15 protein-coding genes are annotated in these 14,152 nt (G+C 64.3%); 8 read left to right on the forward strand and 7 right to left on the reverse strand.

Going from position 1 to position 14,152, the window contains the following annotated elements:
• Window positions 1-17: 17 nt before the first annotated feature.
• The 4 genes from XI02_RS25665 to XI02_RS25680 all read left to right on the forward strand — a co-directional run bounded on the left by XI02_RS25665 (window position 18) and on the right by XI02_RS25680 (window position 3,233).
• A complete protein-coding gene (locus XI02_RS25665) occupies window positions 18-767 on the forward strand; it encodes an NUDIX domain-containing protein (protein ID WP_016848393.1) in 750 nt (249 codons plus the stop codon).
• A 204-nt stretch (window positions 768-971) separates the two neighbouring features.
• Window positions 972-2,297 carry an LLM class flavin-dependent oxidoreductase gene (locus XI02_RS25670; RefSeq protein ID WP_018271987.1) on the forward strand — a complete coding sequence of 442 codons (1,326 nt, stop codon included), beginning with the start codon at window positions 972-974 and terminating at the stop codon, window positions 2,295-2,297.
• A 128-nt stretch (window positions 2,298-2,425) separates the two neighbouring features.
• Window positions 2,426-2,593 carry a 50S ribosomal protein L33 gene (gene rpmG / locus XI02_RS25675; protein WP_018271988.1) on the forward strand — a complete coding sequence of 56 codons (168 nt, stop codon included), beginning with the start codon at window positions 2,426-2,428 and terminating at the stop codon, window positions 2,591-2,593.
• A 109-nt stretch (window positions 2,594-2,702) separates the two neighbouring features.
• Complete coding sequence (locus XI02_RS25680; RefSeq protein WP_018271989.1) at window positions 2,703-3,233, forward strand: hypothetical protein; 531 nt, start codon at window positions 2,703-2,705, stop codon at window positions 3,231-3,233.
• Here the strand turns inward: XI02_RS25680 and XI02_RS46050 are convergent.
• From XI02_RS46050 to XI02_RS25695, 3 genes are all read right to left on the reverse strand, one after another.
• On the reverse strand, window positions 3,230-3,358 hold the full coding sequence (locus XI02_RS46050) for a hypothetical protein (protein ID WP_256438757.1): 129 nt from the start codon (window positions 3,356-3,358) through the stop codon (window positions 3,230-3,232). The two genes, XI02_RS25680 and XI02_RS46050, sit on opposite strands and share 4 nt — an antisense overlap.
• Before the next feature lie 71 nt (window positions 3,359-3,429).
• A complete protein-coding gene (locus XI02_RS25690) occupies window positions 3,430-4,827 on the reverse strand; it encodes an ammonium transporter (RefSeq protein ID WP_018271990.1) in 1,398 nt (465 codons plus the stop codon).
• A 500-nt stretch (window positions 4,828-5,327) separates the two neighbouring features.
• Complete coding sequence (locus XI02_RS25695) at window positions 5,328-6,560, reverse strand: MFS transporter (RefSeq protein ID WP_018271992.1); 1,233 nt, start codon at window positions 6,558-6,560, stop codon at window positions 5,328-5,330.
• Between the two features lie 133 nt (window positions 6,561-6,693).
• On the opposite strand from XI02_RS25695, the gene XI02_RS25700 reads away from it, so the two are divergent.
• Window positions 6,694-7,296 carry a TetR/AcrR family transcriptional regulator gene (locus XI02_RS25700; RefSeq protein WP_026192855.1) on the forward strand — a complete coding sequence of 201 codons (603 nt, stop codon included), beginning with the start codon at window positions 6,694-6,696 and terminating at the stop codon, window positions 7,294-7,296.
• 148 nt (window positions 7,297-7,444) lie between these two features.
• On the forward strand, window positions 7,445-8,650 hold the full coding sequence (locus tag XI02_RS25705) for a serine hydrolase (RefSeq protein WP_026192856.1): 1,206 nt from the start codon (window positions 7,445-7,447) through the stop codon (window positions 8,648-8,650).
• An 81-nt stretch (window positions 8,651-8,731) separates the two neighbouring features.
• Here XI02_RS25705 and XI02_RS25710 read toward each other — a convergent pair whose 3' ends face one another.
• Together XI02_RS25710 and XI02_RS25715 are read right to left on the reverse strand one after the other, a co-directional pair.
• Window positions 8,732-10,105 carry a PleD family two-component system response regulator gene (locus XI02_RS25710; protein WP_016845969.1) on the reverse strand — a complete coding sequence of 458 codons (1,374 nt, stop codon included), beginning with the start codon at window positions 10,103-10,105 and terminating at the stop codon, window positions 8,732-8,734.
• Window positions 10,106-10,120: 15 nt separating this feature from the next.
• On the reverse strand, window positions 10,121-10,486 hold the full coding sequence (locus XI02_RS25715; protein WP_016845968.1) for a response regulator: 366 nt from the start codon (window positions 10,484-10,486) through the stop codon (window positions 10,121-10,123).
• Between the two features lie 228 nt (window positions 10,487-10,714).
• Between XI02_RS25715 and XI02_RS25720 the strand changes: the two genes are divergently transcribed.
• Together XI02_RS25720 and XI02_RS25725 are read left to right on the forward strand one after the other, a co-directional pair.
• Entirely contained in the window at window positions 10,715-11,014 is a 300-nt protein-coding gene (locus XI02_RS25720) for a DUF3572 domain-containing protein (RefSeq protein ID WP_016845967.1), read from the forward strand.
• The gene (locus XI02_RS25725; RefSeq protein ID WP_018271994.1) at window positions 10,993-12,312 is read left to right on the forward strand and encodes a DNA polymerase IV; all 1,320 of its coding nucleotides are present in this window, start codon (window positions 10,993-10,995) and stop codon (window positions 12,310-12,312) included. Before XI02_RS25720 ends, XI02_RS25725 begins: the two co-directional genes overlap by 22 nt.
• Before the next feature lie 143 nt (window positions 12,313-12,455).
• Here the strand turns inward: XI02_RS25725 and XI02_RS25730 are convergent, their stop codons facing one another.
• Together XI02_RS25730 and XI02_RS25735 are read right to left on the reverse strand one after the other, a co-directional pair.
• Complete coding sequence (locus tag XI02_RS25730; RefSeq protein WP_018271995.1) at window positions 12,456-12,857, reverse strand: RidA family protein; 402 nt, start codon at window positions 12,855-12,857, stop codon at window positions 12,456-12,458.
• Between the two features lie 228 nt (window positions 12,858-13,085).
• Window positions 13,086-13,952 (reverse strand): cell envelope integrity EipB family protein, encoded by an 867-nt coding sequence (locus tag XI02_RS25735; protein ID WP_018271996.1) that lies wholly within the window; start codon window positions 13,950-13,952, stop codon window positions 13,086-13,088.
• Window positions 13,953-14,152 lie beyond the last annotated feature (200 nt).

The following is a 14,152-nucleotide window of genomic DNA, read 5'->3' on the forward strand; positions in this document are numbered from 1 at the left end:
GAAATGAAAGGGATGAAATGACTGAAGCTGCCGCACCCGCCGCTGTCGTGCACCAAGGCGAAAAAGAAGCCGATCATCATGCGTATTTCCGGCCGAAGGATGCCGCGACGCTGATCCTGATCGATCGCTCCGGCGCCAAGCCGAAGGTGCTGGTCGGCAAGCGCCACGACAAGGTCGTGTTCATGCCCGGCAAATTCGTTTTCCCCGGCGGCCGCGTCGACAAGGCCGACAACCGCGTGCCGGTTGCAGCGCCGATCACGCCGGAGCTCGAAGCCAATCTGTTGAAAGGCAGCCCGAAGATCACGACCGGCCGCGCGCGCGCGCTTGCCAACGCCGCGATCCGCGAGGCCTGCGAAGAGACCGGGCTCTGCCTCGGCCGCAAGGTCGAGAAATCGCACAAGCTCGAGGGCCCGTGGGCGCCGTTCGCCGACGCAGGTCTGTTGCCCGATCCGTCCGGCCTGTTCCTGATCGCGCGCGCGATCACCCCGCCCGGCCGCGTCCGCCGCTTCGACACGCGCTTCTTCACCGCCGACGCTTCGACCATCGCGCATCGTGTCGAGGGCGTGGTGCATGCCGATGCCGAACTGGTGGAGCTCGTGTGGGTCGAGATCGGCTCCGAGCCGCTCGCCGACGCGCATGCCATGACCAAGAACGTGCTCGCCGAGCTCGACCGCCGTCTCGCCACCGGCCCGCTCCGCCACGACGCGCCGGTGCCGTTCTTCCATTTCTACGGCGGCAAGATGCAGAAGGACGTGCTGGGGGCGTAAGATGATCCGCGTCATTCCGGGGCGATGCGCAGCATCGAACCCGGAATCCCGAGATTGCGGCACGAGATTCCGGGTTCATCGCTGCGCGATGCCCGGAATGACAATGTCGAGAGAGCGGCCAAAAACAAAATAATCTTCCCGATGGCGCGCCGCAAAACGCCTCCCTATCTGTTCCGCTAACGACATCAAGGACGGAACGGGGCAATGGCGAAGCGTCAACTCAAGCTCGGCGCGTTCATGCGGCCGATCAGCATCCACACCGGCGCCTGGCGCTATCCCGGGGCGTGGCCCGACGCCAATTTCAACTTCGACCACATCAAGACGCTGATCCGCAAGCTCGAGGCGGGCAAGTTCGACGCCTTCTTCATGGCCGACCACCTGGCCGTGCTGAACATGCCGATCAATGCGCTGAAGCGCAGCCATACCGTGACCTCGTTCGAGCCGTTCACCCTGCTCTCTGCGCTGTCCGCCGTCACCGAGAATATCGGACTGATCGCGACCGGTTCGACCACCTTCGACGAGCCCTATCACGTCGCGCGGCGCTTCGCCTCGCTCGACCACATCTCGGGCGGCCGCGCCGGCTGGAATATCGTCACCACGTCCAATCCGGACGCGGCGCTGAATTTCGGCCTCGACGATCACATGGAGCACGCCGAGCGCTACAAGCGCGCCCGCGAGTTCTACGACGTCGTCACCGGCCTGTGGGATTCCTTCGCCGACGATGCGTTCGTGCGTGACGTCGAGTCCGGGCTGTTCGTCGATCCCGACAAGATGCATGTGCTCAATCACAAGGGCAAATATCTCTCGGTCCGCGGCCCGCTGAACATCGCCCGCCCCGTGCAGGGCTGGCCGGTGATCGTGCAGGCCGGCGCGTCCGATGACGGCAGGCAGCTTGCGGCCGAGACAGCGGAAGCCGTGTTCACCGGCGGCGGCAACCTTGCCGACGGACAGAAACTCTACGCCGACATCAAGGGCCGCATGGAGAAGATCGGCCGCGATCCCGAGCATCTGAAGATCCTGCCCGGTGCCTTCGTCGTGGTCGGCGACAGCGTCGAGGAAGCAAAAGAGAAGCGCGCGCTGCTCGACAGCCGCGTGCATTACGACAGCGCGATCGCCTCGCTGTCGGTGATCCTCGGCACCGATGCGTCCGGCTTCGATCCCGACGGACAGTTGCCGCCGATCCCGGAAACCAATGCAAGCAAGAGCGGCCGCCAGCGCCTCGTCGATGTCGCGGCGCGCGACAAGCTCACCGTGCGCCAGCTCGCCCAGCGCGTCGGCGGCTATGGCGGGCTCGCCTTCGTCGGCACGCCGCAGACCATCGCCGACCAGATGGAGGAATGGCTGACCGGCCGGGGCAGCGACGGCTTCAACATCATGTTTCCCTATCTGCCGCAGGGTTTGTTCGACTTCGTCGACAAGGTGGTCCCGGAACTGCAAAGGCGCGGGATTTTCCGCACAGAGTACGAGGGGCGGACCTTGCGCGAGAATTTGGGCCTGCCGCGGCCGAAAAATCAGTTCTTCGAGGGGTAATCGGCCCGGAATCGGGGGTGTTTTGGCTCGGAAATCCTTGACTTTGGGTGGTTTGTGGCTAGTTTCCCGGCCAAACGCGGGCCGATTTGGCCGGCTCCTGAATTCCCCCGATTTTCGAGGTTTTGCACATGGCCAAGGCGGTCACCATCAAGGTCAAGCTCGTGTCGACGGCCGATACCGGCTTCTATTACGTCGCCAAGAAGAATTCGCGCACCATGACCGACAAGCTGGTCAAGAAGAAGTATGACCCGGTCGCGCGCAAGCACGTCGAGTTCAAGGAAGCCAAGATCAAGTAAGATCGCCCGCTTCCGACGTTTCGAACGGGGCCCTCGCGGCCCCGTTTTTGCTTTCTAAGCTTGCGTCATCCCTCATGATTCCCGGACCGGTCCCGGGCGCAGGGCTCAGATGATCGCAAGCTTGGACGAGGGAAACGTCGGCGGCTATTCGGTCGCCTACGGCCGAGAGGACATCTACTTTCCGGTCTATGTCACGGCGGCGCTGGCCGCGGTCTTCCTGACCGCGAGCTGGATCACCGGTGCGATCTACTGGCTGGCGCCGGCGGCGGCCGCCGCCGGCTTCACCTATTACAACATCCCCCTGCTGGAGGCCGGTCGTCCGACCATCGGGGCCAACCAGTACGGCATCTTCATCCAGGCCTTCGGGCTGATCCGCTGGCGCGCCATCGCGCGCATCGACCTCGTCGAGATCGCCGAGCGCGCGATGACCGTTCACGAGTTGCAAATCGCGCTCGACGGACCGCTCGGCAGCGCGCTGGTAGCCGATTGGCGCAAGCGGCCGGCCTATCGGCTGCTGATGCGCCTGCCGTGGCGCATGGACCACCGTGGCGTGGTTCGCGTCAATCTCGAGCCATTCGACCGGGCGCCCGATGAGATCCACCGGACGTTCCTCAGGATGTGGCGCTATTACCGGAGCTAGCCCTTGAACGCCTCATCGCGCAGATGCGCATCTGCGATCTGCGCATCCGGATTGTGTGTGATGGTCATGAACCAAACGAGGCTGAAGAACAGCGACCACGCTGTGTTCCAATAGAACCAGTTCATCGGATCACCTCGAACAGCTTTGTCCCGCGCCGGCCGGCGAACATCGCCGGCCTTGCGGAATGCCGCCAAGCCTACTGCACGACCTCGCCGTGCAGTGCCAGATCCAACCCCTCGCGCTCGATGTCCTGCGTCACGCGAAGCCCGACGAAGAGATTGATCACGAACAGGATGATCAGACTCACGACGGCATCATACACGAAGACCGTCGCGACGCCGATGCATTGATTGACGAACTGCCCGGCATTTCCCTCCAGAACGCCGGCGGTCCCACCATACTGCTCGACCGCGAAAACCCCGGTCAGCAGCGCCCCGACGATGCCGCCGAGGGCATGGACGCCGAAGCAGTCCAGCGCGTCATCGTAGCTGAACAAACGCTTCAGGCCGGTGCATCCCCAGTAGCAGCAGACGCCGGCGGCGATGCCGATGGCGAAAGCGCCGACCGGGCCGACGAAGCCGGAGGCCGGCGTGATCGCGACGAGGCCGGCGACGGCACCCGAGCAGATGCCGACGACGGTCGGCTTGCCCTTCAGCGCCCACTCCACCAGCATCCACGTGAAGCCCGCCACCGCGGTCGCGATCTGGGTCACCAGCATGGCCATGCCCGCCTGCATTCCGGCCGTGACGGCGGAGCCGGCGTTGAAGCCGAACCAGCCGACCCACAGCAGCGAGGCGCCGATGAAGGTCAGCACCATATTGTGCGCCGGCCCCGTCTCGACGCGCTTGCCGAGCATGATCGCGCACATCAGTCCGGCGACGCCGGCATTGATGTGCACCACGGTGCCGCCGGCGAAATCGAGAACCTTGACATAGGCAGCGTCGTTGCCCGCCGAGAAGATGCCGTCGGGTCCCCAGACCCAGTGCGCGATCGGCGCATAGACGAAGATCGCCCACAGCCCGATGAACCAGAGCATCGCCGAGAATTTCATCCGCTCGGCAAACGCGCCGGCGATCAGCGCCGGCGTGATAATGGCGAACGTCATCTGGAAGCAGATGTAGACGGCCTCAGGGATGGTCGCGGCGAGCGGATTGGGATTGCCGATGCCACCCTTGCCGATGTCGCTCAGGATGTCCTTGAGGAACAGCCGATCCAGACCGCCGATAAACGGCGTGCCGGCACGAAACGCCAGGCTGTAGGTCAGGACGGCGAACAGGATCGTGACCAGGCAGGTGACGGCGAAGCTGGTCATCACGGTATCGCCGACGTTCTTCTTGCGCACCATGCCGCCATAGAACAGGCCGAGCCCCGGGACCGTCATCATCAGGACGAGCGCGACTGACGTGAGCATCCAGGCGGTGTCGCCGGAATTCGGCGTGCACTTCTCAAGGATCTTGCCGCCGCAGGCGGGCGGCGCCGCCGCATCCTCGGCCAGCGCAGGATCGCTGAACAGCAGGCAAAGGAACGCCACTCCCAGCAGGGCAACCACGATTCTCACGAGCTTCTGGCGCGTGTATGTCGCAGACTCCATCATCGACCTCCCATCACAAGAAATGCTGGTGTTCGGAATGGGCGCGGCGCGTTCGGAGCGCGAGCGCCGAAAGACAGCGCACGTTCGGTTATCGGGATGTCGCGATGTGCAGCGATGCGGGTGGCGGGATGCAGCGAAGTCGCAGCGGCATCGACCCGGACACGAGGCACAAGGGCGACTTGCTCGGCGGCGCGGCGAAGGCCGTGGTGCGCGGATGGCTGGAGAATGACGGCGACTAGCCTCATCGCGGCCAGCCCTTCCCAAAAGTCCCCAGGCCGGAACCTCAGCGAGGGCTTCCGGCAAGATTTCTAGCCAAATTGAAACAAGATTCGTGCCACCGAAGCGCGCCGCGTAACACTTTGAAAGCGCTACGACTTCGATCCGCGACCGGAACGGCATCGCGCTCCATTGCACATTCTCGCAGCACGCCACCGATCGAAAAATAGGCAATAACGATGACTGCCCTCACAAGGGGCAGTTACCGACCTCACCGGGATCTGAAGCTAAGCGGTCTTGAGCAATGGCGGTTGCGCCGGCCGGATCAGGGCGAAGGCGACCTGGATGATGCCGCCGGCGAGGCCCAGCGCGACGCCGATGCGCCAGGCCATGGTGTAGGAGCCGAGCGAGTCGTAGATCAGTCCTCCTCCGTAGGCGCCGAGGAAGCTGCCGACCTGGTGGCTCATGAAGGCAAGGCCCTGGATCATCGCCTGCCAGCGCAAGCCGAACATCTCGGCCACCGCGCCCGCGACCAGCGGACCGACGCCCATCCAGAGGAAGCCCATGATGGCGCCGAACAGCAGCGTCGAGCCGGGCGTTGCCGGCAGCATGAAGTACCAGGCGAGCGCCAGCGACCGCAGGATGTAGATCGCGCCGAGCAGCGCCAGCTTGTTCCAGCGCTGGCCGGCCCAGCCAAAGAACAGCGAGCCCAACACGTTGAAGCCGCCGATCATGCCGAGCGTCTGCGCGCTCAGCATCGGATCGAGTCCGCAGATCGCCAGATACGACGGCAGATGCGTGGTGAGGAAGACGAGTTGCATGCCGCAGACCATGTAGGCGCAGGTCATCACCACGAAGGCTGCGTTGCCGAACGCGGTCTTCGCCGCCGTCGCCGCGGTGGCGTTGCCGATATCGTCGGCCGCGGGCTTCGGCAGCGGAATCTTGTCGACGCGCCCGGCGTACAACGCGGCCGGGATCATGAAGATCGAGAGAATGACAAAACCGGCAAGTCCGACGCGCCAGCCGAAACCCTCATTGAGCATCTGTCCGATCGGCGCCGACAGCAGCGCGCCGAGCGAGCCGGCGGCGGAGACCATGCCGAGCACGGTCGAGCGTACCGTCTCCGGCACCGCGCGCGCCGAGACCGACATTGCGATCGCATTCGCCGTGCATGCGAGCGAAAGGCCGATCAGCACACCGGCGCCGATCATGATGGCAACAAGCCCATGCGCCGTCGTCATCAAGACGAGGCCCGCGATGTAGGCCAGCGCGCCGACCACCATGATCGGGCGGAAGCCGTAACGCACCGTCATCGCGCCGGCGACCGGCTGCAGAAAACCCCAGGCAAGGTTCTGCACCGCGAGCGCCAGCGTGAAGTGGGATATCGAGATGCCGATGTCGTGCGTCAACGGCTGCATGAAGATGCCGAGGCTCTGCCGCAGCCCCATGCTCAGCGTGAGCATGATGGAGGCGCCGATCAGGATGGGAAGCGTGGGACGCAGGACCTGCAACAGGGGCATTGTTCTTATTCTCCCATGACGGCACGGCACGCGTGCCATGGCCTGCGATTCATGCAAGTTTTGGTTACACAGACCTGTGTACTTAGGCTATACAGGGGGCCGACTGTCAAGCGAAGAGGATCACGGCTGGCGCATGGCTTCCCCGCCTCCCAAACAGACCATGAAGGAGCGGATCCTCGAGACCGCCGACAGACTGTTCTACCTGCAAGGCATTCGCGCCATCGGCGTCGACACCATCGCGGCCGAGATCGGCATCAGCAAGCGCACGCTCTACAACCACTTCCCGTCGAAGGACGCGCTGATCGAGGCCTATCTGCAGCGCCGCTTCGTGCAGCCCCGCCCCTCCGACAAGCCGCCGGCCGAGCAGATCCTTGCAACTTTCGATTCGCTGGAGCGACGGTTCTCGGCGAAGGATTTTCGCGGCTGCCCGTTCGTGAACGCGGTCGCCGAGCTCGGCCCGGAGGACGAGGACCGCACGGTCCGAAACATCGCAATCGCCTTCAAGGAAAGCCGCCGCCTCTGGTTTCGCAATCTGCTGCGGCAGCTCGGCGTCGCCGATGCCGAGGGACTCGCGACCCAGCTCACGCTTCTGGTCGACGGCTCGATCGCGCAGGATCTGGTGCGCGACGATCCGGCGATGGCGCGCGCGGCCAGGGAAGCCGCGCGGGTGTTGCTGGCAAATGCGGGCATCAAGGTCGGCAGCCCCGCCCCCGCGGGCAAGAAACGCGCCGGATAAATCCGGTTGCGTGCGGAAGTCAGGTTTGGTTGTTAACACCGACCGCAGGCGACGGCATTCCCGATTGGATATTCCGTCCGGCGAGATTGACAGCGACCGCGCAAAGACCTGCTACACAGAAGACCTGCGGCACAACAGGGGAACGACCATGGAAGATCTGAAAGTGACGGCCACCGGCTATGATTTCGCGCCGGCGCGTGCGGCCATGCAGCGCTATATCGACAATGATCTCCTGTCCGGCATCTCCTGGACGGTTCTGGTCGGGCGCGACATCGCTGACACGGGCTGCGTCGGATGGGCCGACAAGGAAGCGCAGATTCCGCTGCGGACCGATCACATCTTCCGCGTCTTCTCCAACACCAAGCTGATCACCTCCTGCGCGGCGCTGCTGCTGGTCGAGGAAGGCCGCTTCCGGCTCGATGATCCGATCGAGACCTTCATCCCGCAGCTCAGAAACCGGAAGGTGCTGCGGCCGGGTGCGACGTCGATCGACGACACCGAGCCGGCGCAGCGGTCGATCACCGTTCGCCATCTGCTGAGCCACTCGGCCGGCCTCAGCTACGGCCTGTTCGATCCGGGCACACCGATCTTCAAGGCCTACAACGAGCGCAAGATCCTCAATCCGATGACGACGCTCGCCGACATGGTCGACGGTCTGTCCGATCTGCCGCTGGTGTTCCATCCCGGCTCGTCATGGGAATATTCCGTTGCCATCGACGTGGTCGCACGGCTGGTCGAGGTGGTGAGCAGCCAGCCGTTCGACAAGTTCGTCAAGGCGCGCATCCTCGAACCGCTGGGCATGGTCGACACCGGCTTCCATGTTCCGGAGAAGGACCACAACCGGCTCGTCGCCTACTACGCCGGCGCCGACCTGATGGATCCGATGAAGCCCGGGCTGACGCGCACCGACAACGCGCCCTATCCTGGCGCCTATCTGCGCCCGGTGCCGCGCTTCAACGGCGGCGGCGGCCTCGTCTCGACGCTGCATGACATGGTCGCGCTGATCCGCAGCCTGCTGCCCGGCGGGCCGACGCTGCTGAAGCCGGAGACGATCGCGCAGGCGATGACCAACCAGCTCACACCGGGCCAATGGATCCGCTTCGCGATGATGGGCGAGCAGCCCGGCAAGACCTATGGTCTTACCGGCGGACTGATCCTCAACCCCTCCTCGATCGATCATCCTGACGCCGCCGGCGAGCTCTATTGGGGCGGCGTCGCAGGCACGCAGTGGTGGATTTCGCCCAAAACGGGCATCGCCGGCGTGATGATGGCGCAGCGCCAGATGGCGTTCGTCCATCCGTTCTCGTTCGAGTTCAAGCGGATGGCCTATGACGCGGTGAAGCGCGGCCGCTAAGGCCACTTCGTAGCCCGGAGGGAGCCAACGGGTCACGCGAACGCGCGCCCCGTTGGCTCCATCCGGGCTACAGGAGACTGACTACGCGGCGGCCGACACCACGCGGTTGCGGCCGTCGTGCTTGGCGCGATAGAGCGCGGTGTCGGCGCGCTTGAGCACATCGGTGACCTGCTCGCCCTTGCGCTCCAGCGTGGTGAGACCGATCGAGATCGTGACGGTGATCCGCTTGCCGCCCTTGTCGACGCTGAAGGGCTCGCCCGCGATCGAGCGGCGCAGCCGCTCGGCGACCATGCCGGCGACATGCAGGTCGGTCTCGGGCATCACGATCACGAACTCCTCGCCGCCATAGCGGCAGGCGAGATCGATGCCGCGGATCGACTTGCGGATCCGGACCGCGAATTCGCGCAGCACATCGTCGCCGGCATCGTGGCCGTAGGTGTCGTTGATCGCCTTGAAGTAGTCGATGTCGAGGATCATCAGCGCGAGCGGCTTGCCGCGGATCGAAGCCTGCTCTGCGAGCGTCGCGAGGTGGCTTTCCATATAGCGCCGGTTATTGAGACCGGTCAGCGCATCCGTGATCGCCATCTCGATCGAGTTCTGCACATTGTCACGCAGATGATCGGTGTAACGGCGGCGGCGGATCTGGGTGCGCGCGCGCGCCAGGAGTTCGTTCTTGTCGACCGGACGCAGCAGATAATCGTTGACGCCGATCTCGAGCCCGCGCATCAGCCGCGTGTTGTTGTCGGCATCCGAGATCGCGAGGATCGGGACCTGGCGCGTGCGCTCCAGCGAGCGGGCCTGGCTGCACAGCCGCAAGCCGTCGTAATTGTCGAGGCTGAGTGACACGATCAGCAAGTCGTAATTGCCCTCGGCGGCATGGAACAATGCTTCCGACGGATTGATCTCGACGTCGACGGTATGCTCAGCCGAGAGGATCGGCGCCAGCTTCTCGTAGGACGACGGCCGGTCGTCGACCAGAAGGATGCGGCCGCCGGTACCCTTGTCGGCGATCGCGCTGCGCTCGGGCGCCTGCATGCCGATCTCGAGCGAGGTGATGGCGCGCATGCGCAACTCGTCGGTCATCATCTTCAGCCGCGTCAGCGAGCGTACGCGCGCGATCAGCACGACGTCGGACACCGGCTTGGTCAGGAAGTCATCGGCGCCGGCCTCAAGGCCGCGCACGCGATCAGCCGGGCTGTCGAGCGCGGTGACGATGACGACCGGAATGAAATGGGTCGCCGGATTCGACTTCAGCCGGCGGCAGACCTCGAAGCCGTCCATGTCAGGCATCATGACGTCGAGCAGGATGATGTCGCATTCGGCGCGTGCACAGATTTCCAGTGCCTCGGTCCCGTTGGAAGCAGTCAGCACATCGAAATATTCGGCTGACAGACGGGCTTCCAACAGCTTGACGTTCGCCGGAACGTCATCGACCACGAGGATACGCGCGGACATTGCACCACAACTCCCCTATCCGATAAAGCGTCGGACAGTCTCAATAAATTTGCCGACCGAGATCGGCTTGGACAAATAGGCTTCGCAGCCGCCCTCGCGGATGCGTTCTTCGTCGCCCTTCATGGCGAAGGCGGTGACCGCGACCACCGGAATCGTGCGCAGATCGGGATCGTCCTTGATCCAGCGCGTGACCTCGAGACCGGAAACCTGGGGTAGCTGGATGTCCATCAGGATAAGGTCGGGGCGCAGCTTGCGGACGAGATCGAGCGCTTCGAAGCCATTGCTGGTGCCCGAAGTCTGATAGCCGTGCGCTTCCAACAGATCGCGAAAGAGCTTCATGTTGAGCTCGTTGTCCTCCACGATCAGGACGGTTTTGGCCATCCCGTCCCTCCCAAACCCAAGAGACGGGCCCGGCTGCGGCACCTCACGCACCGCGCTCGGAGCGCGTCGAAAATGTGAATTCAAACTAGCGCCAGAATCGCTCTAACCCGTTAACCCGAAGTCCAACTTCCGCAGCGTGGTTTCCGTTGCTTGAACACACGCGGAAGACTCGGGCATGATGGGCCTCTCAATAGAGACCATAAGTTAACGGAAAGGCAAACCGGCGCGTTGAAAAAGCCTGTTCACAACCCCCGGGAAGTTGCTGAAATCGTTGCGATTCAGGCGCTCGGCTTCATTGCCGGCGATCCTGAGCGGCTGGGCCTGTTCCTGGCCGAAACCGGAATCGGTCCAGAGACGCTGCGGAACGCTGCGTCCGATCCTCAATTTCTTGCGAGCGTGCTCGATTTCGTGATGCGCGACGACGCCACCGTGACGGCGTTTGCCAAGGCCTCGGAACTGCACCCGACCAATATCGCCGCCGCCCATCAGGCGCTGGGCGACCCGAAATGGGAGCGCGACGTGCCGTGACGACGGCAGCGGCAGCTTCCGACGGCCCCCTCAGTTTCTGCCGAGACTGCCTCGGCGATCTCGATATCAAGGTGAAGCGGTGCAGCCATTGCGGCTCGCCGCGGCTGGTGCGTCATCGCGCCCTGCCCGCGCTGGCGCTGGCGCATATCGACTGCGACGCGTTCTATGCCACCGTCGAGAAGCGCGACAATCCTGAGATCGCCGATCGCCCGGTCATCATCGGCGGCGGCAAGCGCGGTGTGGTGTCCGCCGCCTGCTACATCGCCCGCACCTACGGCGTCCGCTCGGCGATGCCGATGTTCAAGGCTCTGGAACTCTGCCCGGACGCGACCGTGATTCCGCCGGACATGGCGAAGTATGTCCGGGTCGGGCGCGAGGTGCGGCAGGCGATGCAGGCACTGACGCCGCTGGTCGAGCCGCTGTCGATCGACGAGGCCTTCCTCGATCTCGCCGGCACGCAGCGCGTCCACGGCATGATCCCGGCCAAGGTGCTCGCCAAATTCGCCCGGGACGTCGAGCGCGACATCGGTATCACGGTGTCGGTCGGGCTGTCCTGCAACAAGTTCCTCGCCAAGATCGCCTCCGACCTCGACAAGCCGAGGGGCTTTGCTGCGCTCGACCAGGACGAGGCGCGCGAGATGCTGGCGAGCAAGCCGGTCGGGTTCATCTACGGCGTCGGCCCTGCGACCCAGGAGAAGCTGGTGCAGCGCGGCTTCCGCATCATCGCCGACCTGCAGCGCGCCGACGAGAACGAATTGATGAAGCAGTTCGCGAGCGAAGGCCGCCGGCTGTGGCGACTGGCGCGCGGCATCGACGACCGCAGCGTGGTCGCCGACCGCGGCGCCAAGACGATATCGAGCGAGACCACGTTCGAGACCGACATCCGCGACTTCGCGACGCTGGAGAAACTGCTCTGGAAACTGTCCGAGAAGGTCTCGGCGCGGCTGAAGACCAGCGAGCTCTCGGGCTGCACCATCACGCTGAAGCTGAAGACCGCGGACTTCCGCCAGCGCACCCGCTCGCAATCGATCCAGACCCCGACCCAGCTTGCCGCCAAGATCTTTGCGGTCTCGCGCGAGATGCTTGCAAAGGAAATCGACGGCACCGCTTTCCGCCTGATGGGCACCGGCGTCAGCGCGCTGCGCCCGGGCGCGCAGGCCAATGATTCCGACATGCTCGACCGCCGCTCGGCGCACGCCGAACGCGCGATGGACAATCTGCGCAAGAAGTTCGGCAATGCCGCCGTGATCAGGGGCATTGCCTATGAGGGGCCGGGGAAGAGCGCGGAGGAGCAGTAGATCTCAGTTGACGTCACCCTGAGGAGCGCGCTCTTGCGCGCGTCTCGAAGGGTCGACGGCCACCAGCCCCGGCCGTTCATCCTTCGGGACGCCGCTTCGCGGTTCCTCAGGATGACGGTTCCCCGAGCTTCGCGGTGAGTTCTTCAATCCGTGACCGCCACCGCCTCGATCTCGATCAGCCATTCCGGCGCCGCGAGCGCGGTGACGCCGACCAGCGTAGAGGCCGGCGGCTCCATGCCCTCGAAGAATGCCGAGCGTGCCTTGCCGATGATCGGGCGGAGCTCCGGCTTGTAGCCGACGACGAAGGTCGTGATCTTGACGATATTGGAATAGCCGGCCCCGGCGGCCTTCAGCGCCATGCCGAGGTTCTGCATCACCTGCGTCGTCTGCGCGGCGAGATCGCCGGCGCCGACCACGCGGCCCTCCTCGTCGACGGAGACCTGTCCCGAAATGTAGATCGTGCGCGCGCCGGAGGCGACGACAACGTGGGAGTAAGCCGGATTGTGATGCAGGCCGCTGGGGCGAAGATGGTTGAGCTCGCTCATGATGTGCCTCCCTGACACGCGTGTTTGTGGGAAGCCTACTCGTGTCGGACGGTTCCGGCCAGCGCGGTCGTGCAAAGTGCTCCGCCGTCGTCCCGGCGAAGGCCGGGACCATTACCACTGAAGGTGACTATTGCGCGACGCCGGGGGCCACAGCCCCTTCAACAACTCGGCCCTGTGGTTATGGGTCCCGGGTCGCGCTTCGCTTGCCCGGGACGACGCCGAATGGTATCACTTGCAGGGCTTGGAATCCCTGACGTCGAATTTGTCGAGCGCGCCCGAGATCACGAAATCGTTGTAATCCAGTACCAGCGCGCGAGAGACGCCGTTCTCGTAGAGCTCGAACGACATCGCGTAGACCGGCGTCTGCTCGCCGTCCTTCGCGCGCGCGTCGCTGTCGTAATAGCTCACCGTCACGGGCCAGCGCGTCATCGCCTTCATCGCATTGCTCGCCGTCGACGGATCAGGCGATGACGGCGCGCGATCGCCCGCGATCGGCCGCCCGATCACGGTCAGCGTGTTGTAGATCTTCTCGCCGTTGTCGGAGCCGTCATAGACGGTTTGCTCGAGCACCGATTTGCCATCGCGGGCGGCAGCGATGATGTGCTGGATTTGCTCGGTCGGGAACACGATCTTGCCGTCGATATTGAACGTCTTCTTCACCGGCTGGGTCAGCTTCACGGTGATATGATCGCCGACCCGCTCGGCGATGCCGTCGACCGGCGACGATTCGCTGTCGTTCATCCGCGTGTCGATCTTGAAGCGGTAGCTTTTGCCCGACGCGTCCTCCCAGGACGTCGAGCGAAGATCTGATAGCGTCACCTTGCCTTCGCCGCTGTCGAGCTCGGACACCTGGCGGAATTCGGAGGTATAGCCTTCGCAGGAGTTGCCGGAGAAATTGTAGAGGATGCGCCCGCGCGCATCGCTCACCGAGTTGGAGCCGCGCGACTTCACCAGGCTGAGGTCGTAGAGCGCCTGATGCGCGAGAAACGGCCCGCTTGCCGCCGCGACCGCGGGCCCCTGAACCAGGCCGGATCCTGCGGCAACGGCGATCGCAAACACCAGGGCACGCGACGGAGTCCGGAACGGCAGGGTCATGTGGTTTCCTCAAGGAGGCAGGGATTCGCCACAATAGTGACGGTGGTATTGCGCCGCAACTGGGGCAAGTCTGACAAAATGGCAATGTACGCAGCGAAAATGCCGTCATTTTCGGCAGCTTTCCATGCGATTCGGCACATCATAGCCGCGTTGTCCTCGCCTTACCGTCGCTTGCAACCGGCGGCACGATGCGCGAAACA

It is taken from the genome of Bradyrhizobium sp. CCBAU 21365, from assembly GCF_015291305.1.
GTDB classification, from domain to species: domain Bacteria; phylum Pseudomonadota; class Alphaproteobacteria; order Rhizobiales; family Xanthobacteraceae; genus Bradyrhizobium; species Bradyrhizobium elkanii.

What these genes read in the sequence shown, in the direction of transcription:
- XI02_RS25710 (WP_016845969.1), bottom strand. Translation starts at nt 10,105, where the DNA reads ATGTCCGCGCGTATCCTCGTGGTCGATGACGTTCCGGCGAACGTCAAG.
- XI02_RS25735 (WP_018271996.1), bottom strand. Translation starts at nt 13,952, where the DNA reads ATGACCCTGCCGTTCCGGACTCCGTCGCGTGCCCTGGTGTTTGCGATC.
- XI02_RS25705 (WP_026192856.1), top strand. Translation starts at nt 7,445, where the DNA reads ATGGAAGATCTGAAAGTGACGGCCACCGGCTATGATTTCGCGCCGGCG.
- XI02_RS25680 (WP_018271989.1), top strand. Translation starts at nt 2,703, where the DNA reads ATGATCGCAAGCTTGGACGAGGGAAACGTCGGCGGCTATTCGGTCGCC.
- XI02_RS25695 (WP_018271992.1), bottom strand. Translation starts at nt 6,560, where the DNA reads ATGCCCCTGTTGCAGGTCCTGCGTCCCACGCTTCCCATCCTGATCGGC.
- XI02_RS25715 (WP_016845968.1), bottom strand. Translation starts at nt 10,486, where the DNA reads ATGGCCAAAACCGTCCTGATCGTGGAGGACAACGAGCTCAACATGAAG.
- XI02_RS25700 (WP_026192855.1), top strand. Translation starts at nt 6,694, where the DNA reads ATGGCTTCCCCGCCTCCCAAACAGACCATGAAGGAGCGGATCCTCGAG.
- XI02_RS25730 (WP_018271995.1), bottom strand. Translation starts at nt 12,857, where the DNA reads ATGAGCGAGCTCAACCATCTTCGCCCCAGCGGCCTGCATCACAATCCG.
- XI02_RS25665 (WP_016848393.1), top strand. Translation starts at nt 18, where the DNA reads ATGACTGAAGCTGCCGCACCCGCCGCTGTCGTGCACCAAGGCGAAAAA.
- XI02_RS25725 (WP_018271994.1), top strand. Translation starts at nt 10,993, where the DNA reads ATGGGAGCGCGACGTGCCGTGACGACGGCAGCGGCAGCTTCCGACGGC.
- rpmG (WP_018271988.1), top strand. Translation starts at nt 2,426, where the DNA reads ATGGCCAAGGCGGTCACCATCAAGGTCAAGCTCGTGTCGACGGCCGAT.
- XI02_RS46050 (WP_256438757.1), bottom strand. Translation starts at nt 3,358, where the DNA reads ATGAACTGGTTCTATTGGAACACAGCGTGGTCGCTGTTCTTCAGCCTC.
- XI02_RS25690 (WP_018271990.1), bottom strand. Translation starts at nt 4,827, where the DNA reads ATGATGGAGTCTGCGACATACACGCGCCAGAAGCTCGTGAGAATCGTG.
- XI02_RS25670 (WP_018271987.1), top strand. Translation starts at nt 972, where the DNA reads ATGGCGAAGCGTCAACTCAAGCTCGGCGCGTTCATGCGGCCGATCAGC.